The organism is Dyella flava (assembly GCF_016904955.1).
GTDB classification, from domain to species: Bacteria; Pseudomonadota; Gammaproteobacteria; order Xanthomonadales; family Rhodanobacteraceae; genus Dyella_B; species Dyella_B flava.
In genome coordinates this window covers 12,459-36,877 of record NZ_JADIKE010000016.1, presented here as the reverse complement: position 1 = coordinate 36,877, position 24,419 = coordinate 12,459, and the positions used below count along the sequence as shown (strand labels likewise).

Sequence of the window (24,419 nt, the reverse complement as noted above, 5' to 3'; positions counted from 1 at the left end):
ACCGGGCGAGGGGAATTCCACCGTTCTTTAGTGCCCGCTCGGCACCGCAACGAAGGTCCAACTGACACCGGATGTCGCGTTCGCCGACTGCCCGGTAATCACACCCTCATCGTTGATGTCGTTCGCATACACCAATTGATCGGTAAAACCGGGCGCGACCAGCGTATTCATATCGACGATGCTGCCGTTCTGCCACAGCACCGCACGGCAACCGTTCGCACCGCACGATTCACCGACAATGAGACCTTCGTCGTTGATACCTAATGCTTGACTGGTCGTATCGCCAGGCAACGTGCCCAGATCGCGCATGCCGGTAGCCGGCGTCCAGATAAACGCATGCACGTTGAAATTGCCGAGGGCACCTCCGCCCGGCGCATTCGCAAATCCCACCACGATGCCTTTTTGATTGATCGCCATCGGCGTATTCCAGGCCGGTACGCCAAGACTGCCCAGGTTCGTGACGGTATCGCCCTGCCACAGGACCGCGTGAATCGCAGTGAAGCGGCCGACCGCCTGATCGCAAATACCGGAGATACCCACAATCTGACCGCTGTTGTTGATCGCTGTCGCTGCACCCGATGTATCGGTGCCGATCAACGGTAACGCGCGGACGTCGTTGTCATCGGGCCCCCATACCACGGGCTTGAACTGCAGCACCTGCGTAGAACCCGGCGTGCAGGTGGGATCGTGCACGGTATTTTCCGCCCATCCGACGACCAGCCCGAAATCATTGGCGCCTGCAGCGAACCCATTGTTACCACCCAGGGTCGGCAACGCCTGCATATGCCCCCATCGCCACACGAAGCCCAGGCAGACGTGTCCGGTAACCGTGGGAAAGAATGCCGAGCAACTCCAGTTCTCGCCCAGCGGATCGACCTGCGCCGTCTCCGCCACGCCGACGAGTACGCCGAAGTCGTTTTTGACCGGCCACAGGACAGCGCTGTTGGCGCCACCCAACGTGCCCAAATCCAAGGTAGCGCCATTTAGCCAGGCCGCCGCATGGGTGCTCTGGTTGCCTGGAAGATTGGAAAAACCGCTGACCAGCCCGAAGTTGTTGATGCTGCTACCGCCGCTGGACGTGCCGCCCAGCGCGCCGAGATTGCGAACCTGGTATTGGGTGGGCGATGCCGCCTGACTCTGCAATGCCATCAGGCCCGCCAAGCACGCAGCCGCCACCGTCACGCTCGTGATCCGATGCATGGGATGCTCCTTCAATCAGTTGTAACGACCTACAGCCGTGGGGACGAACGGCTGTAGCTTGGTCACTCCGGACTAGCTGGAAAAGCGCCACTTTGGCGATACCGGCTAGTCCGGTTCGCGCGTATAGTCGGGTCATGCGCCGCTGGGAATTGACCATCGCGCTCGACCCCAAACACGAACTGCCGATCTTTCTGCAGCTCGCCAACGCGATTGCGGGCGACATCCGCAGCGGAAGGCTGAAAGCCGGCGAACCCCTGCCGGGCACGCGCGAACTGGCCCAGCAGCTGTCGATCAATCGCAATACGGTGGTGGCCGGCTACGAAGAACTCGTTGCCGAAGGCCTGGTGAGCACACGCGTGGGTGGCGGCACCTTCGTCGCCACACCCATGCACACGGTTACGCACACCGTTGCCCCCACCAGCGACACGCCAACCTACCCACTTGCCGCACCAGCCTCCGCAGCGCCATCCGTCGTTGCACCGGCGCCGGGTACGCTGTTCATTGCAAACGGCTTGCCGGATACGCGCCTGTTTCCCGCCGCCGCACTCACGCGCGCATTCCGTCGCGCGATTGCGCAGCGCGGTCACTCGCTGCTCGGCTATGCCGATCCATGCGGTCACCGCCGTTTGCGCGAAGAACTCGCCAATATGCTCGGCAGCACCCGTGGCTTGCCCGCAACGCCCGATTGCCTGATGGTGACGCGAAGTCTGGAACAAGCGATCGATCTGGTCGCACGTATGCTGTTGCGGCCGGGCGATGTGGTCGCCGTGGAAGCGTTCGGTTATCCACCAGCGTGGAACATGCTGAGCCTGACGGGCGCCACGCTGATCCCGGTGCCGCTCGATGAAAACGGACTCGATGTGGAAGCATTGGAAGCACTGCTATCCAGGCAAAGCATTCGTGCCGTGTTTCTCACACCCCACCATCAATTTCCAACCACCAGCGTGATGTCGCAACAACGACGCGCGCGCCTGGCGCAGCTGGCGTTGTCGCACGGCTTCGCCATCATCGAAGATGACTACGATCACGAGTTTCATTACGCCGGCAAACCGGTGCTTCCGATTGCGTCAGGTCCAGGACGCGCGAATGTGATTTATATCGGCTCACTGGCCAACTTGCTGGCGCCCGGTATCAGCACGGGCTTCGTGTTGGCGCCACCGTCCGTGTTCACACAGCTGGCCTCGCTACGCGCCACTAGCGATGCGCGCAGCGATGTCGCGATGGAAAGCGCCATCGCCGAGTTGTTCGAAGACGGCGAACTGCTTCGCCATGTACGCCGCATGCGGCGTGTCTACGGTACGCGGCGCGATGCGTTGGTCGATGCGCTGACCCGGCACCTGGGTGGTGCTTTGCGCTTTCGTATTCCCGAAGGCGGCATGGGTTTATGGGCACGTGTGGATGACTCCATCGATCTTTCCGCCTGGATCCGTGAAGGAGCCAGGCACGGCGTGCAATTGCTCCATGGCAAGCGCTACGACTTCCAGCAACGCGAACAGCCTTACACGCGCCTGGGTTTCAGCTATCTCGACGAGAAGGAAATCGACGAAGCGGTGCGGCGCATGGCGCATGCGTTGCCCAAGGCGCGAAAACTCGCGCCGCACCCCTTCCGTGCAACCCCAACCCTGCAAGGCCGAGCCTGATACCCCAAAAACGACCACTTCGGCGGCTTCGGCTGACGTCCCTCACTGGCGCTTTTTTCGGGAACGTGCATGCTGGAGCTTCCGCGCGACGGAGGGATCGCGCACATCACGGAGGGTAGGCATGAGCTTGAAGACATCGGTCCGGCTGGCGCTGGCGTTTGCCGTCATAATGGGCGGCATGACTCAGGCACATGACACCTCGGCGCCCGGCATGGCCGCCAGCAGCGACGATCCCTATCTTTGGCTGGAGGACGTCCACGGTGAACGCGCGATGGACTGGGTAAAAACCCAGAACACGATCACCCAAAAGCAATTCGCAGACAGCCCCGAATTCGCGCAAACGCGCGATCGCATCCTGGAAGTGCTCGACTCCGACGCGCGCATTCCCTACGTCGCGCGCCGCGGCAACTACCTCTACAACTTCTGGCAGGACAAGGCCCATCCACGCGGCCTCTGGCGCCGTACCACGCTGGACGAATACCGCAAGGCCGATCCCAAGTGGGAGGTGCTGCTGGATATCGACGCGCTCAACCAGGCCGAAGGCAAGCGCTGGGTGTTCAAGGGCAGCGATTGCCTGAAGCCGGACTACAACCGCTGCCTGCTCAGCCTGTCGCCGGACGGTGGCGATGCGATCGAAGTGCGCGAGTTCGATATTCCCAGCAAGTCCTTCGTGAAAGGCGGCTTCGAGCTTGCCGTCGCCAAGACCCAGGCGAGCTGGATCGATGAGAACCATCTCTTCGTCGGCACCGATTTCGGCCCTGGCTCGATGACCACGTCGAGCTATCCACGCATTGCCAAACTATGGACGCGTGGCACGCCGCTCAGCGCCGCCACGACCGTTTACGAAGGCAAAGCCGATGATCTTGTGATCGCCGCCTCGCACGACCGCACGCCCGGTTTCGAACGTGACTTTGTCACCGTCGCGCACGATTTTTTCCACAGCGATACCTACCAGCTCAACAACGGCAAGCTGATCCATCTCGATGTGCCCAGCGATGCGACCGCCGATCCGCATCGCGAATGGTTGCTCGTGCTGCTTCGCAGCACCTGGACGGTTGGCGGCGCCACCTATCCTTCTGGCGCATTGATCGCGATCAAGTACGACGACTTCATCGCCGGCAAGCGCCAGTTCGTCACGCTGTTTGCGCCGGATGCGCACACCGCGCTGTCGGGTTATTCATGGACGCGCCATCACCTCATCCTCGACATCATGGACGATGTGAAAAGCCGCATCGACGTGTTGACCCCGCGAGCCACAGGCAACTGGGCGCGCGAGGATGTGCCCGGTGCACCGACCTTCAGCACGATCTCCGTGATCGACACCGATCCGGACAACACTGACGAATACTGGCTCAGCGTAACCGGCTTCCTCAATCCGTCGTCGCTGGAACGCGGTGTGCTTGGCGAAGGCCCGGCGCAAGTCATCAAGCAGAGTCCGGCCTTCTTCGACGCATCGAAGCTCGAGGTAAGCCAGCACTTCGTAACTTCCAAAGACGGAACGAAGGTGCCCTACTTCGAGATCGCCCCGAAGGACCTCAAACTTGATGGCCGTAACCGCACGCTGCTCTACGGCTACGGCGGTTTCGAAGTCTCCCTGCAACCGTCCTACAGCGGCAGCGTGGGTCGCGCATGGCTGTCACGCGGCGGTGTCTACGTGGTTGCCAACATTCGTGGCGGCGGCGAATACGGACCGCGCTGGCATCAGGCCGCCTTGCAGGCGAATCGTCTGCGTGCCTATGAAGACTTCGCCGCCGTGGCGGAAGACCTCATCAAGCGCGGCGTCACCTCGCCCGCTCATCTGGGCGCGGAGGGCGGCAGCAACGGTGGGCTGCTGATGGGCAACATGCTCACGCTCTACCCGCAATTGTTCGGCGCGATTGCCTGCGAAGTGCCGCTGCTCGACATGAAGCGCTACATCCACCTGTCCGCCGGCACTTCCTGGATCGCCGAATACGGCAATCCGGACGATCCCAAACAGTGGGCCTTCATCAAGCAGTTCTCGCCCTACCAGAACGTCAAACCCGGCATGCATTACCCTGCGGTGCTGTTCTATACCGCCACCAGCGATGATCGCGTAGGCCCGGTACAGGCCCGCAAGATGGCCGCCAAGATGGAAGGCATGGGCTACAAGAACGTCTGGTTCTTCGAGAACACCGAAGGCGGCCACGGCGGCGGCGCCGACAACAAGCAGGCCGCCTACCTGCATGCGCTGGCCTATGACTTCCTGTGGGATCGGCTGGAGTAACCCGCAGGAATGAGGGATAGGTGGCGAGGGGATAGAATGCCCCTCGCCGTTTCCCTTCCCCCTGTTTCTCGCCATGACATCGCGCCCCCCGATCCGCCCAGAACTCCGCGAGTGGATCCTCTCCACCACCCGCGCCGGCCACAGTGTCGAAGCCGTCCTCAAGCTGATGCAGGAAACCGGCTACGACCCGCGGCAAAGCCGCAGCATCGTCGCCAGCGTGCTCAACATGCCGATCACGGCGCTCGATGCGCATACGCAGCCGAAAGCCCAGCCGGGGCGGCGTACGCGACATCCGGAAGCACCGCAGGTCTCGGTGGATGGGCGGACGATCGATGTCGCGCTGAGTGTCGAATCACCGACGGTGCGCGTGCTCAACAACTTGCTGTCGCCAGAAGAATGCGAAGCGCTGATCGCCGAATCCCGACCGCGCCTGCAACGCGCCAAGACGGTCGATAGCTCCGGCAAGCAACAGATCGATGCGCGCCGCACCAGCGAAGGCATGTTCTTCACCATCGGCGAATCGCCGTTGATCAAGCGCATCGAACAACGTATCGCGACCCTGCTGAGCCTTCCCATCGATCATGGGGAAGGTTTGCAGGTGCTGCATTACCTGCCCGGCCAGCAGTACGAGCCGCACTACGATTGGTTCGATCCGGAGCAACCCGGCTTTGCGGCTATCACCGCAAAAGGTGGTCAGCGCATCGCCAGTCTGGTGATGTATCTCAACACGCCTGACTCGGGCGGCGGCACTGCATTTCCCGAGATCGGACTGACGGTAACCGCGCTGCGCGGTTCAGCCGTCTATTTCGCCTACGACACAGGCGATACTGCGTCGCTGCACGCCGGCCTGCCGGTGCAGAAGGGCGAGAAGTGGATTGCGACCAAGTGGCTGCGCGAGCGGCCGCTTCAAAAGTCATCGCGAAGCTAGCTGCAGCGCCTCACCCACGGCTGGCTGCCCAGCGCGCACTATGCGCCGATGCTAGTCCGATCAACACGTGCATCACGATGCTGGCAAAAATCCAGCTCATCACGAACGGCGCTTTCGGTGCGGCCGACAGCGGCAGCACGATGTCATTCATGACGATGTAGAGCATCACGCCGTATAGCGAACCGTAGCGCCAGGGATACCTGCGCAGCCCGGCAAATCGCCGACTGAGCAGGTAATACACGCCCACCATCACCGACATCATGGCGTATTGCAGCAGCAGGCCCAGCAACACCGTGTTGCTACCGCCTGCAAAAGCCGCCTTGCCGAGCAGGCCTGAAGCAATGTTTTGCACCAGTCGCGACGGTGGCAGGCCGTAAAGCCGCTGCCAGTAGCTACAGGCAAAAATCAGATCCACCGTGGCCAGCAAGAAAGCTATCGCTGCGATGGGCAGCCAGGCTCGGCGAGGTGGTGGGAGATCAAGCAGCGTGTGATGATCGGCCTGAGGTGTCGGCATTCGTCCTGACTCATGTGCGATAGGTGGTCGCTTTACGCGCTCGCCCAAAAACCGCGGGATGGCCGTGAGAGTTGGCCATCCCGCGGGTGCGGGACGTGAGGGAGCACGCCGCCGTGTCTGCCGGCCTGGGGTAGAGCCGGCACAGGGTTCGCTCCGGAACCCCGCGCAACGCCAGACTAGGTATTCAGTAACGTTCCCTCCATAACCAATTGCTCGTATTTTCTTAGAGCCAATTGCAAGGACCTGTCATCCCAACTGGAGGACGTGGCGTGTACCTGGAACTCGACGGCCGTGGGCCGCTGTATGACCAACTCACGCGAGCCTTGAAAGCATCCATTCTGGACGGCCGCATTGCCGCGGGCACGCAATTGCCGCCCACGCGCGAACTGGCGGACGAACTGGATCTTTCGCGTACCACCGTGCTGGCCGCTTACGAGCAGCTGCGCGCGGAGGGTTTTATCGCCGGCCGGGTCGGTTCCGGCAGCTACGTCAGCGATCTGCAAGCCAGACCGTGCAATCACCATGCCGAAACATCCATCCCGGCGCCTTCCCGTTATGCGCAACGCGCGCGTGAGGTACGCAACTGGGACATACCCCGCATCCATCGCGGGCTGCGTTACAACCTGCAATACGGCAATCCGCTGGTCAATCCCGCGCTCAATAATGCGTGGGGCCGCGAGCTGGCGCGCGCTGCGAACTACACGCGATTGGTGGTCAATGAAGTTGCCGGCCTGAACGCCTTGCGCAAGCAGACCTGCGATTATCTGGCGCGTCGTCGCGGTGTGCAGGCCGAACCGGATGACCTGCTGATCGTCTGCGGCACCCAGCAAGCGATTACGCTCATCTCACGCGTATTGCTTGAGGAAGGCGATCGCGTGGTGCTGGAGGAACCGCATTATTTCGGCGCGCACCAGGCGCTGGTCGCGCATGGCGTCGAACTGGTAGCCATACGTACGGATGAACAAGGCATCCTGTGCAGCGAACTTCCCGAGCAATCGCCGCGCCTGATCTACGTCACCCCGTCGCACCAGTTTCCTACCGGCAGCATTCTTTCCTTGCAGCGCAGAAAGGAACTCCTGCGCTACGCGGAACAGCATCAGTGCTGGATCGTTGAAGACGATTACGACGGCGAATTCAGTTACGAATCGCAACCGATGCCCGCCTTGCGCTCGCTCGATCATGGCGACCGCGTCATCTATGTCGGCACGTTTTCCAAAGTGATGTTCGGCGGCTTGCGCCTTGCGTATATGGTTTTGCCTGCCGCGTTGCGCGTGGATTTTCGCAATGCCAAATACCTTGGCGACATGTCCTGTCCGGTGATCGAGCAATCGGCATTGGCGCATTTCATGGAAGACGGAGGTTTTGAGCGTCACCTGCGACTGTCGCGCAAGGAACTAAAATCACGCCGCGAAGCCTTGATCGCCGGTTTGAAGGAGCATGCGCGAGATCGCGTGGAGATCGCCGATACGCCGGCCGGCATGCACCTGGTGGTATGGCTGCCCGGCTACGATCAAACCCGGTGCGACGCCTTGATCGCCTACGCGCATGACCAGGGTCTGGGCCTGTATCCCATGGCGCCGCTCTATCTGCACGCACCACCACGGCCCGGCTTGATGCTCGGCTACTGCAGTCTCTCCGTCACGGAAATACGCGAGGCCATGCAGCTTTTCGGCCAATGTCTGGATCATTTCCAGGCGCGCTGAACGATTCTGCCAACCTGCGACGACCACACCCGGCTCCGAGCCCTGCCCGTCACAAAAAGCCCGCGGGCGGCGTGGGGGGAACCGTCCCGCGGGATGAGGGAGTTGCGCACTTGCGGGGCGCGCTGCCGCGCGCCCAAGTTCGCATGCTAGGCGCCAGCCAACCGCCCTGCCATGACCAATCTGCATCCATCGCGTAGAGCCAATCCGCATGCCATTTTTACAATTGCGTACTCGCATGGCCGGGCGATTGCGCCACGCCTACACCGGCCTTGGTGCGCCGCGGCAAGCTTTGCCGTATCCTGATTGGCTTCCCCGCTTTTAGATAGACGTAAGGAGTGCCCCATGGGCCTGGATCTGGTCAGCGCCGGCCGCGACGTGCCGAACGAAATCAACGTCGTCATCGAAATCCCCAAGGATGCCGAGCCGGTCAAATATGAAGTCGACAAGGCCAGCGGCGCGATTTTCGTCGACCGCATCCTTTCCACCCCCATGCGCTATCCCTGCAACTACGGCTATGTGCCGGGCACCCTGGGCGGTGACGGCGACCCGCTGGACGCGCTGGTAATCCTGCCGCTGCCGCTGGTGCCGGGTTCGGTGATCCGCTGCCATCCGGTCGGCATGCTGAAGATGACGGACGAAGCCGGCAGCGACGAAAAGCTGGTGGTGATTCCGTCGAAGAAGATCTTCCCGGGCTACGCCCATATCGAAGACATCAAGGGTGTGTCGGGCCACTGGCTGGAGCGCATCGGCCACTTCTTCGAGCACTACAAGGATCTCGAGAAGGGTAAGTGGGTGAAGGTCGAAGGCTGGGTGGGCGCCGAGGAAGCCAAGGCCGAAATCCTCGCCGGCATCGAGCGCCACAAGCAGAGCAAAGACTGAGTTCCTGAAGCTCCGCAGCTACGGAACGGCGCGTCGCCCCGGGTGATGCGCCGCTTTCATTTTTGCCCATCGCGTATCGCGCCAAACGCCATGCCGGATGCGTGGAATAGATCAGAGCATCCCTAGGCCGCCAAACCCCGTTCCCACGGTGGCGTATCGCCAAACTGCTCGGCGAGGAAATCCGCAAAGGCTCTTACTCGCAACGGTACCAGCCGCCGCTGCGGCATGACCGCGTAAATCCCGGTGTCGGCGATCGAATATTCGGGTAGTACCAGTTGCAGGCGGCCACGACGCAAATCATCGTGAACATGCCAGGTGGAATGCAGGGCAATCCCCAATCCGGCCAGAGCAGCGTCGCGTAACAGTTCGCCCAGGGATGACTCGAGCCGCCCGCTGACGCGCACGCTATGCAGATGACCTTGCGCATCGTGCAAACGCCAAACATCCTGGCGACCGGCGCTGCCCATCAGCATCAGACATTCGTGCTTGGCCAGATCCTCCGGTGTGCGTGGCATGCCGTAGCGGCGCAGGTAGTCCGGTGATGCACACAACACTCGACGATTGGCCGCAAGCTTGCGCGCCACCAGGCGGGAGTCGTGCAGCGCGCCGATGCGGATGGCCAGGTCGTAGCCGGCGCTGATCAGATCCTGCAGTTCATCGGTAAGGTTCACGCTGAGGCGCACGCGCGGGTAGCGCGCCATGAAGGCCGGCAACAAGGGCGACACGTATAGACGTCCAAATGATGCGGAGGCCGTCAGGCGCAGCGTACCGGCCACATCCTTTGCCCCCTGGCGCAGGCCCGAGGTCAGTGCTTCCAGATCTTCCACCAGGGGTCGCCCTTGTTCGGCCAGGGCCAATCCTTCCGTCGTGGGATGCAGGCGGCGCGTGGTCCGGTGCAGCAAGCGCACACCCAGATCATGCTCCAGGCGTTTCAGCCGCTGGCTGGCGACCGCTACGGAAAGATCCAGGCTGCGCGCGGCAGCGCTGATCGAGCCCTGGTCCAGTACCCGCATGAACAGGATGAGGTCGCCGACGCGATCCATGATTTTCAATATTTCATTGAAATTAATTAGCCATTTTGGTGGTTTTCGAAGAATATGCAAGCACCTAGGCTATGTCCGTCCTCTTCCGACGGAGCCTCCCGTGGCTGCTCACCCCTCCCGTTCCATGCCCGTGGCCTTGTACGCCCTGGCGGCCGGTGCGTTCGGCATCGGCACCACCGAATTCGTGATCATGGGCTTGCTGATGCAGGTCGCCGCCGACCTCAAGATCAACATCGCCTCCGCCGGCCTGTTGATTTCCGGCTATGCGTTGGGGGTTTTCTTCGGCGCCCCGGTACTGACGGTGGCGACTAGCCGCCTGCCGCGCAAGACGGTACTGCTCGCCTTGATGGCGATCTTCACCATCGGCAATCTGTTCTGCGCGCTGGCTCCGAACTACCCCGTGTTACTCCTGGCGCGGGTGATCACCGCGCTGGCGCACGGTACGTTCTTCGGCGTCGGCGCGGTGGTCGCGACCAGCCTGGTCGCGCCCGACCGCCGGGCCTCGGCGATTTCGATCATGTTTACCGGCCTGACCATTGCCACCTTGCTCGGCGTTCCGGCCGGCGCATGGCTAGGGCTACATTTCGGGTGGCGTTCGACTTTCTGGGCCGTGGCCGCCATCGGCGTGCTGGCGATGGTGGTGATTGCCGCGCTGGTTCCGGCCAGCCATGACGCCGGCAAGCGGATTGCCGTTCGCGCAGAAGTACGCGCCATCAGCCAGCCTTCCGTACTGCTTGGCTTGCTGATGACCGTGCTTGGCTTTGCCGGCGTGTTCACCGTCTTCACCTATATCCAGCCGATTCTCACGGAAGTCACCGGCTTCGCCGAAAGCGCGGTGTCGCCGATCTTGCTGATCTTCGGCATCGGGTTGATCGCAGGCAATCTGCTCGGTGGCAAGCTGGCTGATCGCCGCCTGATGCCCGCACTGCTGTCGACCCTGGTGGTGCTGATTGCCGTGCTGAGCGTGATGACTTTCGCGCTGCACAGCAAAGTCCTTGTGGTGCTGTTCGTCGGCCTGCTTGGCGTCGCGGCTTTCGCAACCGTGCCGCCGCTGCAACTGTGGGTGCTGCACAAGGCCAATGATGCGCAAAGCCTTGCATCCAGCCTGAATATCGGTGCGTTCAATCTTGGCAATGCGCTCGGTGCATGGCTGGGCGGTACTGTCGTCGCGCATGGCCCGGGACTTGGCGCGCTGACCTGGGTGGCGGCACTCATCACCCTGGCAGGCCTGCTGGTCGCGCTATGGGCACGTCAGCGCGAAAACAGCGAGCTGCGCCTGCCCGCCAGCCTGTGTGCAAGCAGCGAGTCCTGATTGCCACACACCCGTCTTACCGCTCACCCGCATTGGCATAAGCCTTTCGCCGAGCGAAGCCCGCGTGATGTTCCTGCGTTATCGTCTACCCAGTAATGAAGGAGAACCCGTCATGAAAGCCGTTGCCCTTACCCGCTATCTACCTATCGACGATCCGCAATCGCTGATCGATGTGGACTTGCCCAAGCCGCAAATCGGCCCGCAGGATTTGCTGGTGCGCGTGGAAGCGATTTCGGTCAATCCGGTCGATACCAAACTGCGCGCGCCAAAGCCGCAAGTGGAAACGCAGCCGCGCGTGCTCGGTTTCGATGCTGCGGGTGTCGTGGAAGCAGTGGGCGCCGACGTCACCGATTTCAAATCCGGCGATGAGGTGTATTACGCCGGTGACGTCATGCGCCCCGGCAGCAACGCGCAATATCAGGCGGTGGATGCGCGTCTTGTCGCGCTTCGCCCGCGCCGGCTCGATGCGGTGGGCGCCGCAGCCCTGCCGCTCACCGCGATTACCGCGTGGGAATTGTTGTTCGAACGCATGCCTTACCACCCCGAACAAGGTGGCGATGGAAAGTCGATGCTGATCATTGGCGGTGCGGGCGGTGTTGGCTCCATTGCCATCCAATTGGCACGACGCGCCGGCTTTACCGTAATCGCCACGGCGTCGCGGCCGGAAACGATGGCGTGGTGCCGCGCCATGGGCGCGCAGCATGTCATCGATCATCACCAGTCGCTGACCTCGCAGCTGCAGGCGCTGGGCTTTGCGCAGATCGACGCGGTGGTCAATCTGGCCGATACCTCGCGCTACTGGGAAGAACTGGGTGAGCTGCTCGCGCCGCAAGGTCACGTTGGCCTGATCGTCGAGCCGAGCGCACCGCTCAACATCGGCGATCCCTACAAAGCCAAGTGCATTGGTATCCATTGGGAAATGATGTTCGCGCGGCCGCGCTTCAAAACCGCCGACATGGCCGAACAGGGACGCATTCTGGCGCGCGTCGCCGCACTGATCGACGAGGGCGAACTGCGCGGTATCCAACGCGAAGCACTCAGCCCGATCAACGCTGAAAACCTACGCGAAGCGCACCGTCGACTGGAGTCCGGCAAGACGATCGGCAAGCTGGTGGTTTCGGGCTGGTAATGGTGTCGCCGCGAATTCCGCCTTCCTGCAGACATCATGAAGGCGGAATTCAAAGCGTGAAACTGGAGTATTCGCCGCGCTTCCCTTTCAGGCTTTTCCGGCCGACGATCAGGGCAAACGGTAATCGAAGTGATAGACATGCCTGCCTTGTTCGATCTGGATTTGCATGGAGCCACTCAGGCCCGTCAGCTCGTCCGTCCCTGAGTCCGGCACCACGCTGATTGACAGGGCAGGCACACCGCGATCCATCGTGCCCGCGTGCTGCAACACAAAACTTCCACGCTTGCCTTGCAGCACACCGGTAACGCGTTCGATCGCCACATAGCCGGCCGAACCTTGCACGTTGCCGCCGGCCGACAGCATCTCGCCGAGGCTGGTTGCCTCCAGCTCCCCACTGAAACGCTTGTCGATGGTCTGCCTGCCAAGCCTGGCCGCCTCGATGCCCGACGCCGCGGATTGGGGCGTGAGCTTTACGTCAAAGGTTCCACTTGCGTGCATGGTCACTCTCCGTTTGAGGGCAAGGATTGGAAGTGAGGATAAAGTGCGCCTCATTCCTGCAGCCAGTCAGGAAGCCGCCGGCATATTTAACGGAAAGGTTGAATTATGTTTTGCTCCGGCGTACATTCAACCACATGGTTAAATATACTTCCGCGCAACTCGATGATGTATTTCAGGCACTGGCCGACCCGACCCGCCGCGCCATGCTCAAGCGCCTAGCCAAGCAATCACTTAGCGTAGGCGAACTGGCCCAACCATTCGCGATGTCACTGGCCGCCGCCTCCAAGCACATCAAGCTGATGGAGCGGGCTGGATTGATCGACCGCCACGTGCAGGGCCGCACGCACGTTTGCCAATTGAATGCCGCACCCATGCACGCCGGCATGGAATGGATGCGTCACTACGAACAGTTCTGGACTCCGAAGCTGGATGTACTTGAGGCACTGCTTCGCACCGAAGAAAAAACCGCATCCACTCCCCAAAAAGCACGCCGAAAACGTTAGTGCGCCAAGTTTCCCCATCGACCAGGCAGGTGAATTCCATGAACGACTACGGCACTGTCACCGAACCCACTTCGATACGCTTCGAACGCTTGCTCCCTGGCCCCATCGAGCGCGTGTGGGACTATCTCACCGATTCGACAAAGCGTGGACAGTGGTTCTCGTCCGGACCGATCGAACCCTGGGTCGGTGGAAAAATCGAACACATATTCAACAACGGCAAGTTATCGAAACACGACGATCCGCCGCCCGAAAAATACGCCAGACACAGCGGCGAAGTGCGCATGAGTGGGCGCGTATTGGCTTACGAACCACCGCATGTGCTGGCTTACACGTTCGGCAGCGTGGAGGGTGGCGATGCGGAATCGGAAGTACGTTTCGAACTCACTCCGCATGGAGACCAGGTGCTATTGGTACTCACCCATACACGGCTTGCCTCCTACGACGCCCTGATCAGCGTCGCCGGTGGCTGGCATACCCATTTGGGCATCCTGGCCGATCGTCTCAACGGACGTGAACCGCCGGCTTTTTGGAAAACGCATTCCCGGATGGAGGCGGAGTACGAGGCACGTCTCCCCCGTCCAGGTTGATAACGAGGCCCCGGGAAAGGATTTTTTATGGGATTTATACGGTGACGCCCTGACGGGTTATCGCAAATTTATGCCGCTGAGCGAAGAATGCGCTGCATGAAGATTCCAACTGCACTCACGATAAGCTTGACTCGTACCAAACGGGGCTTTGGCCAGATCATTCTGGCCTTGCTTTTTCTACTGTCGATCTTTCAGCTATCGCATCTGTCAGCCGTGACCGCGAACCACACTGCCATCGACGAGTGGCGAGCGCTGTTAGTGGGAACGTTGTTCTTGCTGTTCTCTCTGTCAGGCTCAGGACGCCCGCGCTCAGGCCCCTGAGCCCGCGTACGTCCGACAGTTCCCTCTCCAGCGCAGTGGAGAGGGAACGAAGAGTCCATCACGCCTTGTGATAGACCTCGGCACCTTGCGCGCGGAATTCGGCCGACTTCTCGGCCATGCCCTCATCCAGCGCAGCGATTTCATCCACACCATGCTCAGCGGCGTAATCACGCACGTCCTGCGTGATCTTCATCGAACAGAACTTCGGCCCGCACATGGAGCAGAAGTGCGCGGATTTATGCGCATCCTTGGGCAGCGTTTCGTCATGGAATTCACGCGCCTTTTCCGGATCCAGGCCGAGGTTGAACTGATCATCCCAGCGGAATTCGAAGCGCGCCTTGCTTAGTGCGTTGTCGCGCACCTGCGCGCCCGGATGCCCCTTGGCAAGATCCGCCGCATGCGCGGCAATCTTGTACGCGATGATGCCGTCGCGCACATCCTGCTTGTTCGGCAGACCCAGATGTTCCTTCGGCGTGACGTAGCAGAGCATGGCGGTACCGAACCAGCCGATCATCGCCGCGCCGATGGCGCTGGTGATGTGGTCATAACCCGGTGCGATGTCGGTGGTGAGCGGCCCCAGCGTGTAGAACGGCGCCTCGTGACATTTCTCCAGCTGGCGCTCCATGTTCTCCTTGATCAACTGCATCGGCACATGGCCGGGGCCTTCGATCATCACCTGCACGTCGTGCTTCCATGCGATCTGGGTGAGTTCGCCCAGCGTGTCCAATTCGCCGAACTGCGCGGCGTCGTTGGCGTCGGCCACGCAACCGGGGCGCAGACCGTCACCGAGACTGAAGGACACGTCGTAGGCCTTCATGATTTCGCAGATTTCCTCGAAATGCGTATAGAGGAAATTTTCCTTGTGATGCGCCAGGCACCACTTGGCCATGATGGAGCCGCCACGCGACACGATGCCGGTCACGCGCTTGGCGGTCAGCGGCACGAAGCGCAGCAGTACGCCGGCGTGGATGGTGAAGTAGTCCACGCCCTGCTCGGCCTGTTCGATCAGCGTGTCGCGCAACAGATCCCAGGTGAGTTCTTCGGCCACGCCGCCGACCTTTTCCAGTGCCTGGTAGATCGGCACGGTGCCGATCGGCACCGGCGAGTTGCGGATGATCCACTCGCGCGTTTCGTGGATGTTCTTGCCGGTGGACAGATCCATCACCGTGTCACCGCCCCAGCGGATCGACCACACGAGCTTTTCGACCTCTTCCGCGATACCCGATGACACCGCGCTATTGCCGATGTTCGCGTTGATCTTGGTGAGGAAGTTGCGGCCGATGATCATCGGCTCGCTTTCCGGGTGATTGATGTTGGCCGGAATGATGGCGCGGCCGCGCGCCACTTCGTCACGCACGAATTCGGGCGTGATCAGCTTCGGCAGCGAGGCACCGAAGGATTCGCCTGGATGCTGGGTGCGCAGCGCGCTATCCCGCAGCGCTTCGATGCACTGGTTTTCGCGGATGGCGATGTACTCCATTTCCGGAGTGATGAGACCGCGACGCGCGTAGTGCATCTGCGTGACATTGGCACCTGCCTTGGCGCGCAACGGGGTGCGGATATGACCGAAGCGCACATCGTCGAGCCCGGCATCCGCGGCGCGCTGGCGGCCGAAGGCGGAACTCAGGCCCGATAGCTGCTCCACGTCGCCACGCTCGGCAATCCATGTGGCGCGCAAGGCCGGGAGCCCGGCAGCCAGATCGGCGGTGTAGTCCGGGTCGGTATAGGGGCCGGAGGTGTCATAAACAGTAACCGGCGGATTGGCTTCGCCACCGAACAAGGTGGGGGTCTGCGCTTGCTCGATCTCGCGCATCGGCACCTTGAGGTCAGGGCGGCTGCCCTGCACGTGGATCTTGCGCGAACCCGGAATGGGCCGGGTGACGGCTTCGGAAAGTTCTTGTGCGGCACGCACGAGATCGGAGGGCAAGGCATTCATCGGCATTCGTCCTTCTGGTGTCCGCATGGAGTTGCGCGGAAAACGTACGGAAATCCGCACGGGATCGAAGCGATGGCGCCAACGCACGGTGGCCTGTGCGGCGAAGCTCCCTACACCGGTGCTAACCGGATCAGGTTCGAAGGGACTCTCTCAGCCGAATGTAGTCGGCACCCCCGCTTCCAAGCGGCTATTTGACCACGAAGCGGGGGCAGAAACGAGTGAAACCTTGCGAAAGGTCTTAACGCGGCACGTAAGCGCGCAGGAACATGACCACGCCGGCCCGGGCGTTTTCCTCGATTTCACGGGCATAGGTCTGCACACATTCGACGCAGCCGAACATGCGGCGCATCACCATTTCGCCCTTGATCAGCGAGGTGAACTGGATGGCGGCGCGCGGCACGTCATCGATATCCAGCTTGCCGGCGTCAACGGCCTGCTGCATAAGGCGTTCCAACAGGGCACGGCTGCGCATCGGCCCTTCTTCCCACATCAACTTGCCGTAGCGGGGATTGCCCTGGCGGCAGTCGCTGAGAATGGCGCGGAAAGTGCCCACGGTTTCCGGGTCGCAATCGAGGTTGGCATGCGCCTGGGCGATGCGATGGAGGGTATCGCCGATGTCGGCCTGTGGGTCAAAGCTGTAGGTCTCTTCAGGGAGCAGGTCCTGGACCCGTGCACGAATGACCTCGCGGAACAGGTTGTCCTTATCACCGAAATGACTATAGACGGTCAGCTTGGACACGCCCGCTTCGGCGGCGATTGCATCCATGCTGGTGCCGGCGAAGGCGTTGCGTATGAACAGAGCCTTGGCGGCGTCAAGGATGGCCGCACGCTTTTCCATGTCCTTCGGGCGGCCTGGCCCGTGTGGCTTGGTCAGCGGGATCGAGTTCATGGAGGCACCTTCACAAATCAAAAAACCCAATTTATTATACGGGGCGGTTTAATTATTTCCTGAATGATACCGAATATTTGTCCGATGTGCGCGACTATCCCAGAAATGGCGCTCAGCGCCCCCTATCGCAAGGCTCAGCGGTTGCTGACCGCGTGGCTGGAGCGCGACCGGACCATCCACAAACAGGTTTTTGCCGTGCGTACCGCCGTCGCCGCGCTCGATGCGCGCGACCGGCATAGCTTGTCACGCTGGCTGGCGTGGCTGTGCGTGGCGGCGATGAGCCGTGGGGAGTCAATCCTGAGCCGCATCCAGCGACTGGATGCCGTCCTGGGTGCAAGTACCGAAGGCGCGCTTGCGCGCCTGCCTGCCGACATCGTTGGGGAGACGCTGCGCAACCATCGAAAAACTGCGTAAGTGTCCGCGGACACAAGCTCTTGCATGACTTACGTCAGGTCATCGCGATGACTTCCGGCACTTCGTGCAACAAGCCTCCGCCCGCACCCTAACCATTGTCGAAACAGGGTCTAAACGCTTATCCTTTTTGACCTTTTTTCGATCCACATAGGCTAGTTTTCCATGGCGATGAACTTCGATCAGGCGCGTCAAAACATGGTTGAGAACCAGGTGCGCCCCTGGGAGGTGCTGGATGGTCGCGTGCTCGAAGTACTGGGCCGCGTACGCCGCGAGGACTTCGTTGCGCCCGAGCATCGTCAGCTCGCTTTCGCTGATCTGTGCCTGCCGATCGGCCACGGCGAAGTGATGATGAAGCCGGTGATGGAAGGCCGCGTGCTGCAAGCACTGGCGCTGAAGCCGGAAGATCATGTGCTGGAAATCGGCACCGGTTCGGGCTTTTTCACCGCGTGCCTGGCGAACCTCGCCGCGCGTGTTACCAGCGTTGATATCCATGCCGATTTCGCCGCTACCGCCGGTCAGCGCTTGCAGGCCGCCGGCATTACCAACGTGCAGTTGGCCACCGGCGAAGCCATCAACGCCTGGCAGCCGCAGGGTACGTTCGATGCAGTGGTTGTCACGGGCGCCGTTTACCGTATCCCCGATCGTTTCCTGAGCTGGCTCAAGCCCGGCGGCCGTCTACTTGCCATCCGCGGCGAGTCGCCGGTGCAGCAAGTCATGCTGATCACCAGCGAAGGCAATAACCGTTATCGCGAGGAAAGCGTGCTTGAGACGGATCTGCCGTACCTCGCTAACGCCGAGCCTCCCCGCCGATTCGTTTTCTGATTCCCCGCTACACACCCCGAACCCACGAGGCGAACTCATGCGCTTGAAGCTTCTGACCCTTGCCCTGACTCTGGCCGCAGTATCCCTGCCGAGCCATGGCGAGGATTTGCTGGATGCATACCGTCAGGCGCGTGCGAACGACCCTGTACTGGCCCAGGCCGATGCAACGCAACGTGCCGTGCACGAAGGCATTCCGCAGGCGCGCGCGCTGCTGTTGCCGCAGATCAATGGCACGTACGGACTGCAGCAGCAAAGCGTTATTTCGGGCGCGGAAAACGAGTTCGAGACGTCTCAGAACCAGAACCCGGGGCACCTGCGTACGCGTTCGGTAGGTGTCGAACTGGATCAGACGATCCTCAACCTGGCGGACATTGCAAACCTGCAAGCCGCGCATTCGACTGCCGATGCGCAGCAACAGACCTACGAAGCAGCCGCACAGGATCTGTTCGTCCGCGTGGCCACGGCGTACTTCACCATCCTCAACGACCAGGAACAGCTCAAGTACGCCAAGGCGAACGAAGAGGCTTATCGGGTCACCTACGATCAGGCCGAACAGCAGTACAAGGTCGGTATTGCCGCGATCACCAACGTGTATCAGGCCAAGTCGTACTACGAGGCGGCCAAGGCAACGACCATCAGCGCCGAGAACACGCTGGAAAACGATCGTCAGGCGCTGACCGTGATCACCGGCGAGCCGGTGGGTGAACTCAAGGTGCTGCGCCCCGAGCTACCGATGGATGCGCCGGTGCCGGCTGATCCACAGGCGTGGGTGAGCAGCGCACTGAAGAACAATCCCACCCTGCTGTCGGCGCAGGATTCGGTCGACGCGGCCGAGCACAATGTCAACGTTGCGCGCGCTGGCCATCTGCCGACCATCACCGCCAGCCTGAGCCGCAACAAAAGCACGTCCTGGCTGGAGAACGGCAGTTACAACGTTATCGGCAACGGCCGTTACGGCAACACCATCGGCGTGACCCTGTCGGTGCCGATCTTCACGGGCGGCGCGACGCAGTCAAAGGTGCGCCAATCGATCGACGAGCGTGACGAGGCGCAGGATTCGCTGGAATCCACGCGTCGCCTGACCGTGCAGAACACGATCAACTACTACAACACGGTGATCGCCGGCATCAGCGAAGTGAAGTCGGGCAAGGCCGCGGTCGAATCCGCGCAGGAAGCGCTCGATGCCACCAAGGCCGGCTTCCAGGTGGGTACGCAGATCATGCTGGACGTGCTGACGGCGATTCAAAACCTGACGCAGAACCAGAGCACCTACTCGGCAGCACGCCATCAGCTGGTGCTGAATCGCCTGTTGCTGCGCCAATCGGCGGGCACGATCGATTACAAGGATATGGAATACGTGAACTCGCTGCTGCAGTAACAGCACGGGGGACGCAACAAAAAAGGCCGGGTTTATCCCGGCCTTTTTTATGGTTCGAGCGTCTTCGATTCGCGCGCTATTCCTGCAGCATGCGGTCGATCAGTTTCATTACCCTGCCCACCGCACCGCGTTCGCTGTCGAATACCACGCGCGCCTGCTGCCCCATTTGCCTGCAACGCACCTCGTCCTGCAGCAGCTCCAGTACTTCCTCACCCAGCGCTTCACTTTGCAACACGCGCTTGGCGCCGCCACCGCGAATCAAGGTCAGCGTGATTTCCTCGAAATTGAAGGTATGCGGGCCCACTAGTACCGGCCTGGCCAAAGCGGCTGGCTCAAGCACGTTGTGGCCGCCGATCGGCACCAGGCTGCCGCCGACGAAAGCGAGATCCGACGCAGCGAAAAACGGCATCAATTCGCCCATCGTGTCGATCAGAAATACCTGATGCGAAGCGCCAGGAACGCGATCGGCACTGCGCGTAGCGGTGGCAAAACCCAGGCTGCGGGCCGAATTCTCCACCACCCGAAAGCGTTCCGGGTGACGCGGCGCGATCAACAACAAGGCATCAGGCAGTCGCTTGAGTATCTCCAGATGCGCTTCAAGCACCGCCAGCTCTTCACCTTCGTGCGTGCTTGCCGCAATCCACACCGGACGCAGGTGGCCCCACTGCCGGCGGAAAATCTCGCCGCCTTCCAACGCACCGACCGGCACCGGCATATCGAATTTCAGATTGCCGCTTACCGTCACCAGGTCCGGATCGGCGCCCAACAATCGATAGCGCGCCGCGTCCGTACGCGACTGAGCGGAAATCTGGCTCACGCAACGCAAGGCCGAACGCAGCAGGGCACGCATCGGTGCATAACCGCGCAACGAACGCCCGGACAGGCGCGCATTGACGATCATCAACGGAATCCCGCGCCGATAGCAGCCGAAATAGAGATTCGGCCAGATCTCGGTTTCCACGATCAGCGCCAGGCGCGGGCGGATCTGCGTGAGAAAGCGATGCACCGAGAACGGCAAGTCGTAAGGCAGGTACACATGAAAGACGCTGTCGCCGAACAGCTGCTGCACGCGCGCCGATCCCGTCGGCGTGACCGTGGTCACCACCAGCGGCGCATTCGGATAATCCACCCGCAACGCCTTGATCAGCGGCTCGGCCGCATTCACCTCGCCCACCGACACGGCATGCACCCAGATGCTGCCGCGCAGATCCGGAGCCTTGAAGATACCGAAACGCTCCGGCCACCGATGGTGGTAATTGCCATAGCGCATGCCACGCGTCAGCAGCCGCATCACGATGATCGGCGTGGCGAGATACATGAGGAGCGTATAGAGGTAGCGCAACGGATATTCCTGGCTGGGACGCGGAAGTATACGGGTCCAGGGCCGACGGACCGAGGGGTGCATGGCCTGGAGGCGTGTCGGAAGTGCCCTCGCCCACTCACCCTTCGCACCAGCCGCTACAATGCATCGGATGCCCGGAACTCCTCGTCCATCCTTCACCCCCGCCCTTCTCTCACCACGCCTCTGGCCGGCGTGGATCGGCGTGGGCGTGATGAAGCTGCTGGCCATGCTGCCTTTCCCGGTGCTGATGGCGATCGGTCGCGGGCTGGGTGCGCTGATCGAGCGCTACCCCTCGCCACGCCGCAAAGTGGCCGCCACCAATATCGCGCTGTGCTTCCCCGACCTTGATGCCAAGACACAGGCCAGGCTGGTGGATGAACACCTGCGCGACATTGGCCTGATGCTGATCGAGTTCGCGCTGGGGTGGATGGGCTCCGATCGTGCGATCGCGAAAATCCCGGTGCAGTTCGAAGGACTGGAACATCTCGCAGCGGCACACGCGGCGGGACGCGGCGTACTACTGGTCGGCGGCCACTTCTCGCATCTGGAACTGTGCGCGCGACTGGTTTCCCAGCGTATCCGCATTGCCGGCATGTACCGGCGCATGGACAACCCGGTGTTCGAATGGGCCGTGCTGCGCGCGCGCCTCGGCTACGCGCGGGCGATGTTCGACAAGGACGATATCCGCGGCACCGTGAAATACCTGCGCGGCGGCGGCACGCTCTGGTACGCGCCGGACCAGGACATGCGCAGCAAGGACAACGTGTTCGTACCATTCTTCGGCGTTCCGGCCGCCACCATCACCGCCACCCATCATCTGGCGCGAATGTCCCAGTCGGCGGTGATCCCGTTTTTCCATCGCCGCCTGCCCGGCAGCCAGGGCTATGTGCTTCGGCTGGGAGCGCCGCTGGAAGATCTGCCCAGCACCGATGCCCAGGCCGATACCGCCCGCGTCAACCACAGCATCGAGCAGATGGTGCGCGAAGCGCCGGAGCAATACCTGTGGGTACACAAACGCTTCAAAACGCGCCCTGATGGCTATCCACAGATTTACTGAGCCGCGACAGGCTATCGACAGCATCGCCCGGTAGATAAGCACGCTGGCTCGTCCCCACACCTTCCCATGCCTAACCCGTGTTTCGCCAAACAGCCCGTCACGTCCTTCGGCGGCGCCAATTGCCGTAAAATTCTGCGACTGGCCGACTGGGAGTCCGCATGAGCGCGACCGCGGGGCAGCAAGATCGGGCTTGCCCGATTTTCATGTACCACAACATTGACCGGGCGCCGCGCGAGCTGCGCCGCTGGCGCAGTCTGTATGTGAGTCCGGGCGCTTTTGCACGGCAAATGTGGTTGCTCAAGCGGATGGGCTACAAGGGCCTGTCGATGGCCGATGCCATGCCGTACCTGCGTGGCGAGCAGCAGGGCCACATTGCCGTCATCACGCTGGATGACGGCTACGTCGACAATCTCGAATGGGCCCTCCCGGTGCTGCAACGCTACGGCTTCACCGCCACCTGCTATGTGGTGAGCGGCAGCATCGGCCGCTACAACAACTGGGATGCCGAAAAGCTCGGTATCCAGAAACCGTTGATGACACCGGCGCAACTGCGCGCCTGGCATGCCGGCGGCATGGAGATCGGCGCACACACGCGCAGCCATCCGCGCCTGACCCAGTGCAACGATGCGCAGCTGCACGAAGAAATCGCCGGCAGCAAGGTGGATCTGGAAGATCACCTCGGCGCGCCGGTCACGCAGTTCTGCTATCCCTACGGTGACATGGACGATCGCGTCGCCGACGCCACCCGTGCGGCCGGGTATGACGCTGCCACCACCACTCATCGCGGACGCGCGACCACCGGCATGAACCTCTGGCGCCTGCCACGCGTGCAAGTCGCGCGACACCATGTGCTGCCCCAGTTCGCCATGCGCGCCTTTACCAATTACGAGAATCGTCGCGCATGAAATTCCTTTTTGTCGGCACCAACCCGGAGAACACCGGGGCGGCCACGCACTTCATCGCGCTGGCCCAGGCCATGGTCGAAGCCGGCCATCAGGTCAGTGCAGTGGTGTATCCGAACGGGCTGATCGCCAATCATCTTGCAGCATCGGGGGTGCGGCTTTATCCGGCGAAATTCCGCAACATCTTCGATCTGCGCGGCTATTTCGCCAGCTTCAAGGCAGCGCGCGAGCTTCGTCCGGACTGGCTGGTGGGCAATTTCGGCAAGGAATACTGGCCGCTGATCCTGATCAGCCGTTTGCTGAGCGTGCCGGTCGCGCTGTTTCGTCATCGCACCCCGGCGATGGGGCGTGTTTCCGGTTATCTGGTGCCGCGGCTGGCGCAACGCTTTTTCGCCGTTTCCCAGCATGCGCGCCAGGCTTATCTCGATCGTGGCGTTCCACCGCAACTGGTGCGAGTGCTGTACAACCCGGTGAACATGGCCTGGTGCCATCCCGATGCACAGCAGCGCCAGGAAATCCTGCACAAGCTCGGCATGCCGCAAGATGCCATCGTGCTCGGCTATTTTGGCCGCATCCACCACAGCAAAGGCATTTTCACCGTGCTGGAGGCGCTCGATGGCGCGATGGCCCAGGAGCCGCGCCTGCATTGCATGTGGCTGGGACATGGGCCGGATTCGCAAATGCTGGGAGAGCGCATTGAGGCCGGCTCATTTGCGCACCGACATCACATGCTGGGCTGGATCGACGACGTGCATCCTTACTACAGCGCGATCTCCATGCTGGCCTTCCCGTCGATTGCCACGGAAACCTTCGGCCGCGTCTCTGTTGAAGCCCAGGCGGCAGGCGCACCGGTATTGGCCAGCAATGTGGGCGGTGTTCCCGAAACGCTCTCGCCCAACGTGACCGGCCTGCTGCTGCCGCCAGGCAATGTCGCCGCTTGGCGCAATGCCATCGCGCGGATGTGCGATCCCGAAGTACGCGAACCGATGGGCATCGCTGCACGCGATTTTGTCGACCGGCATTTCAGCACGCGCGTCATCGCGGATGAGTTCGTGCGCATTTTGAGCGACGGCTAAGCGTAGGTCGGGTAGGTTGGGTTAGCGCAGCGTAACCCAACGGAATTCCGCCGGAGCGACAAACATCTTTGGGTTACGCTGCGCTAACCCAACCTACCCAA

22 protein-coding genes and 1 riboswitch are annotated in these 24,419 nt (G+C 61.7%); of the genes, 15 read left to right on the top strand and 7 right to left on the bottom strand.

The window, feature by feature from the left end:
• Window positions 1-27: 27 nt before the first annotated feature.
• Window positions 28-1,200 (bottom strand): hypothetical protein, encoded by a 1,173-nt coding sequence (locus ISP19_RS00420; protein WP_204678338.1) that lies wholly within the window; start codon window positions 1,198-1,200, stop codon window positions 28-30.
• 134 nt (window positions 1,201-1,334) lie between these two features.
• On the opposite strand from ISP19_RS00420, the gene pdxR (ISP19_RS00415) reads away from it, so the two are divergent.
• The 3 genes from pdxR (ISP19_RS00415) (at window position 1,335) to ISP19_RS00405 (ending at window position 6,013) form a co-directional block, all read left to right on the top strand.
• Complete coding sequence (gene pdxR, locus ISP19_RS00415; protein ID WP_204678336.1) at window positions 1,335-2,840, top strand: MocR-like pyridoxine biosynthesis transcription factor PdxR; 1,506 nt, start codon at window positions 1,335-1,337, stop codon at window positions 2,838-2,840.
• A gap of 127 nt (window positions 2,841-2,967) precedes the next feature.
• Window positions 2,968-5,085, top strand: a complete 2,118-nt coding sequence (locus ISP19_RS00410) for a prolyl oligopeptidase family serine peptidase (RefSeq protein WP_379946568.1) — start codon at window positions 2,968-2,970, stop codon at window positions 5,083-5,085.
• Window positions 5,086-5,158: 73 nt separating this feature from the next.
• A complete protein-coding gene (locus ISP19_RS00405) occupies window positions 5,159-6,013 on the top strand; it encodes a 2OG-Fe(II) oxygenase (RefSeq protein ID WP_204678332.1) in 855 nt (284 codons plus the stop codon).
• A gap of 10 nt (window positions 6,014-6,023) precedes the next feature.
• On the opposite strand, the gene ISP19_RS00400 is transcribed toward ISP19_RS00405, so the two are convergent.
• Window positions 6,024-6,527: a hypothetical protein gene (locus ISP19_RS00400; RefSeq protein ID WP_204678330.1), complete on the bottom strand. Its 504-nt coding sequence runs from the start codon at window positions 6,525-6,527 to the stop codon at window positions 6,024-6,026.
• Window positions 6,528-6,796: 269 nt separating this feature from the next.
• Here ISP19_RS00400 and pdxR (ISP19_RS00395) point away from each other — a divergent pair, with 269 nt between their 5' ends.
• Complete coding sequence (gene pdxR / locus ISP19_RS00395; RefSeq protein WP_204678328.1) at window positions 6,797-8,230, top strand: MocR-like pyridoxine biosynthesis transcription factor PdxR; 1,434 nt, start codon at window positions 6,797-6,799, stop codon at window positions 8,228-8,230.
• 342 nt (window positions 8,231-8,572) lie between these two features.
• Window positions 8,573-9,109 (top strand): inorganic diphosphatase, encoded by a 537-nt coding sequence (ppa, locus tag ISP19_RS00390; protein WP_204678326.1) that lies wholly within the window; start codon window positions 8,573-8,575, stop codon window positions 9,107-9,109.
• A 122-nt stretch (window positions 9,110-9,231) separates the two neighbouring features.
• Here ppa and ISP19_RS00385 read toward each other — a convergent pair whose 3' ends face one another.
• Window positions 9,232-10,152 (bottom strand): LysR family transcriptional regulator, encoded by a 921-nt coding sequence (locus tag ISP19_RS00385; protein WP_204678324.1) that lies wholly within the window; start codon window positions 10,150-10,152, stop codon window positions 9,232-9,234.
• Window positions 10,153-10,276: 124 nt separating this feature from the next.
• On the opposite strand from ISP19_RS00385, the gene ISP19_RS00380 reads away from it, so the two are divergent.
• Entirely contained in the window at window positions 10,277-11,464 is a 1,188-nt protein-coding gene (locus tag ISP19_RS00380; protein WP_204678390.1) for an MFS transporter, read from the top strand.
• A 112-nt stretch (window positions 11,465-11,576) separates the two neighbouring features.
• Window positions 11,577-12,593 carry a zinc-binding alcohol dehydrogenase family protein gene (locus ISP19_RS00375; protein ID WP_204678322.1) on the top strand — a complete coding sequence of 339 codons (1,017 nt, stop codon included), beginning with the start codon at window positions 11,577-11,579 and terminating at the stop codon, window positions 12,591-12,593.
• Between the two features lie 108 nt (window positions 12,594-12,701).
• Here the strand turns inward: ISP19_RS00375 and ISP19_RS00370 are convergent, their stop codons facing one another.
• Window positions 12,702-13,091 (bottom strand): DUF3224 domain-containing protein, encoded by a 390-nt coding sequence (locus ISP19_RS00370; RefSeq protein WP_204678320.1) that lies wholly within the window; start codon window positions 13,089-13,091, stop codon window positions 12,702-12,704.
• A 134-nt stretch (window positions 13,092-13,225) separates the two neighbouring features.
• Between ISP19_RS00370 and ISP19_RS00365 the strand changes: the two genes are divergently transcribed.
• A complete protein-coding gene (locus ISP19_RS00365) occupies window positions 13,226-13,594 on the top strand; it encodes an ArsR/SmtB family transcription factor (protein ID WP_204678318.1) in 369 nt (122 codons plus the stop codon).
• A gap of 38 nt (window positions 13,595-13,632) precedes the next feature.
• Window positions 13,633-14,181, top strand: a complete 549-nt coding sequence (locus ISP19_RS00360) for an SRPBCC family protein (protein ID WP_204678317.1) — start codon at window positions 13,633-13,635, stop codon at window positions 14,179-14,181.
• Window positions 14,182-14,560: 379 nt separating this feature from the next.
• On the opposite strand, the gene thiC is transcribed toward ISP19_RS00360, so the two are convergent.
• Window positions 14,561-16,438: a phosphomethylpyrimidine synthase ThiC gene (gene thiC / locus ISP19_RS00355; RefSeq protein WP_204678315.1), complete on the bottom strand. Its 1,878-nt coding sequence runs from the start codon at window positions 16,436-16,438 to the stop codon at window positions 14,561-14,563.
• Between the two features lie 90 nt (window positions 16,439-16,528).
• Window positions 16,529-16,623: riboswitch (TPP riboswitch) on the bottom strand.
• 53 nt (window positions 16,624-16,676) lie between these two features.
• Window positions 16,677-17,327 (bottom strand): TetR/AcrR family transcriptional regulator, encoded by a 651-nt coding sequence (locus ISP19_RS00350; protein WP_204678313.1) that lies wholly within the window; start codon window positions 17,325-17,327, stop codon window positions 16,677-16,679.
• Window positions 17,328-17,411: 84 nt separating this feature from the next.
• On the opposite strand from ISP19_RS00350, the gene ISP19_RS00345 reads away from it, so the two are divergent.
• The 3 genes from ISP19_RS00345 to ISP19_RS00335 all read left to right on the top strand — a co-directional run bounded on the left by ISP19_RS00345 (window position 17,412) and on the right by ISP19_RS00335 (window position 19,941).
• Entirely contained in the window at window positions 17,412-17,741 is a 330-nt protein-coding gene (locus ISP19_RS00345; protein ID WP_204678311.1) for a hypothetical protein, read from the top strand.
• Between the two features lie 162 nt (window positions 17,742-17,903).
• Complete coding sequence (locus ISP19_RS00340; protein ID WP_204678309.1) at window positions 17,904-18,563, top strand: protein-L-isoaspartate O-methyltransferase family protein; 660 nt, start codon at window positions 17,904-17,906, stop codon at window positions 18,561-18,563.
• Window positions 18,564-18,600: 37 nt separating this feature from the next.
• Window positions 18,601-19,941, top strand: a complete 1,341-nt coding sequence (locus ISP19_RS00335; protein WP_204678307.1) for a TolC family outer membrane protein — start codon at window positions 18,601-18,603, stop codon at window positions 19,939-19,941.
• 76 nt (window positions 19,942-20,017) lie between these two features.
• Here the strand turns inward: ISP19_RS00335 and waaA are convergent, their stop codons facing one another.
• Window positions 20,018-21,283 (bottom strand): lipid IV(A) 3-deoxy-D-manno-octulosonic acid transferase, encoded by a 1,266-nt coding sequence (gene waaA / locus ISP19_RS00330; RefSeq protein ID WP_239556291.1) that lies wholly within the window; start codon window positions 21,281-21,283, stop codon window positions 20,018-20,020.
• 121 nt (window positions 21,284-21,404) lie between these two features.
• Here waaA and lpxL point away from each other — a divergent pair, with 121 nt between their 5' ends.
• The 3 genes from lpxL to ISP19_RS00315 all read left to right on the top strand — a co-directional run bounded on the left by lpxL (window position 21,405) and on the right by ISP19_RS00315 (window position 24,318).
• A complete protein-coding gene (lpxL, locus tag ISP19_RS00325; protein WP_204678302.1) occupies window positions 21,405-22,340 on the top strand; it encodes an LpxL/LpxP family Kdo(2)-lipid IV(A) lauroyl/palmitoleoyl acyltransferase in 936 nt (311 codons plus the stop codon).
• A 158-nt stretch (window positions 22,341-22,498) separates the two neighbouring features.
• Complete coding sequence (locus ISP19_RS00320; RefSeq protein ID WP_239556288.1) at window positions 22,499-23,245, top strand: polysaccharide deacetylase family protein; 747 nt, start codon at window positions 22,499-22,501, stop codon at window positions 23,243-23,245.
• Window positions 23,242-24,318 carry a glycosyltransferase family 4 protein gene (locus ISP19_RS00315; RefSeq protein WP_204678300.1) on the top strand — a complete coding sequence of 359 codons (1,077 nt, stop codon included), beginning with the start codon at window positions 23,242-23,244 and terminating at the stop codon, window positions 24,316-24,318. Before ISP19_RS00320 ends, ISP19_RS00315 begins: the two co-directional genes overlap by 4 nt.
• Window positions 24,319-24,419 lie beyond the last annotated feature (101 nt).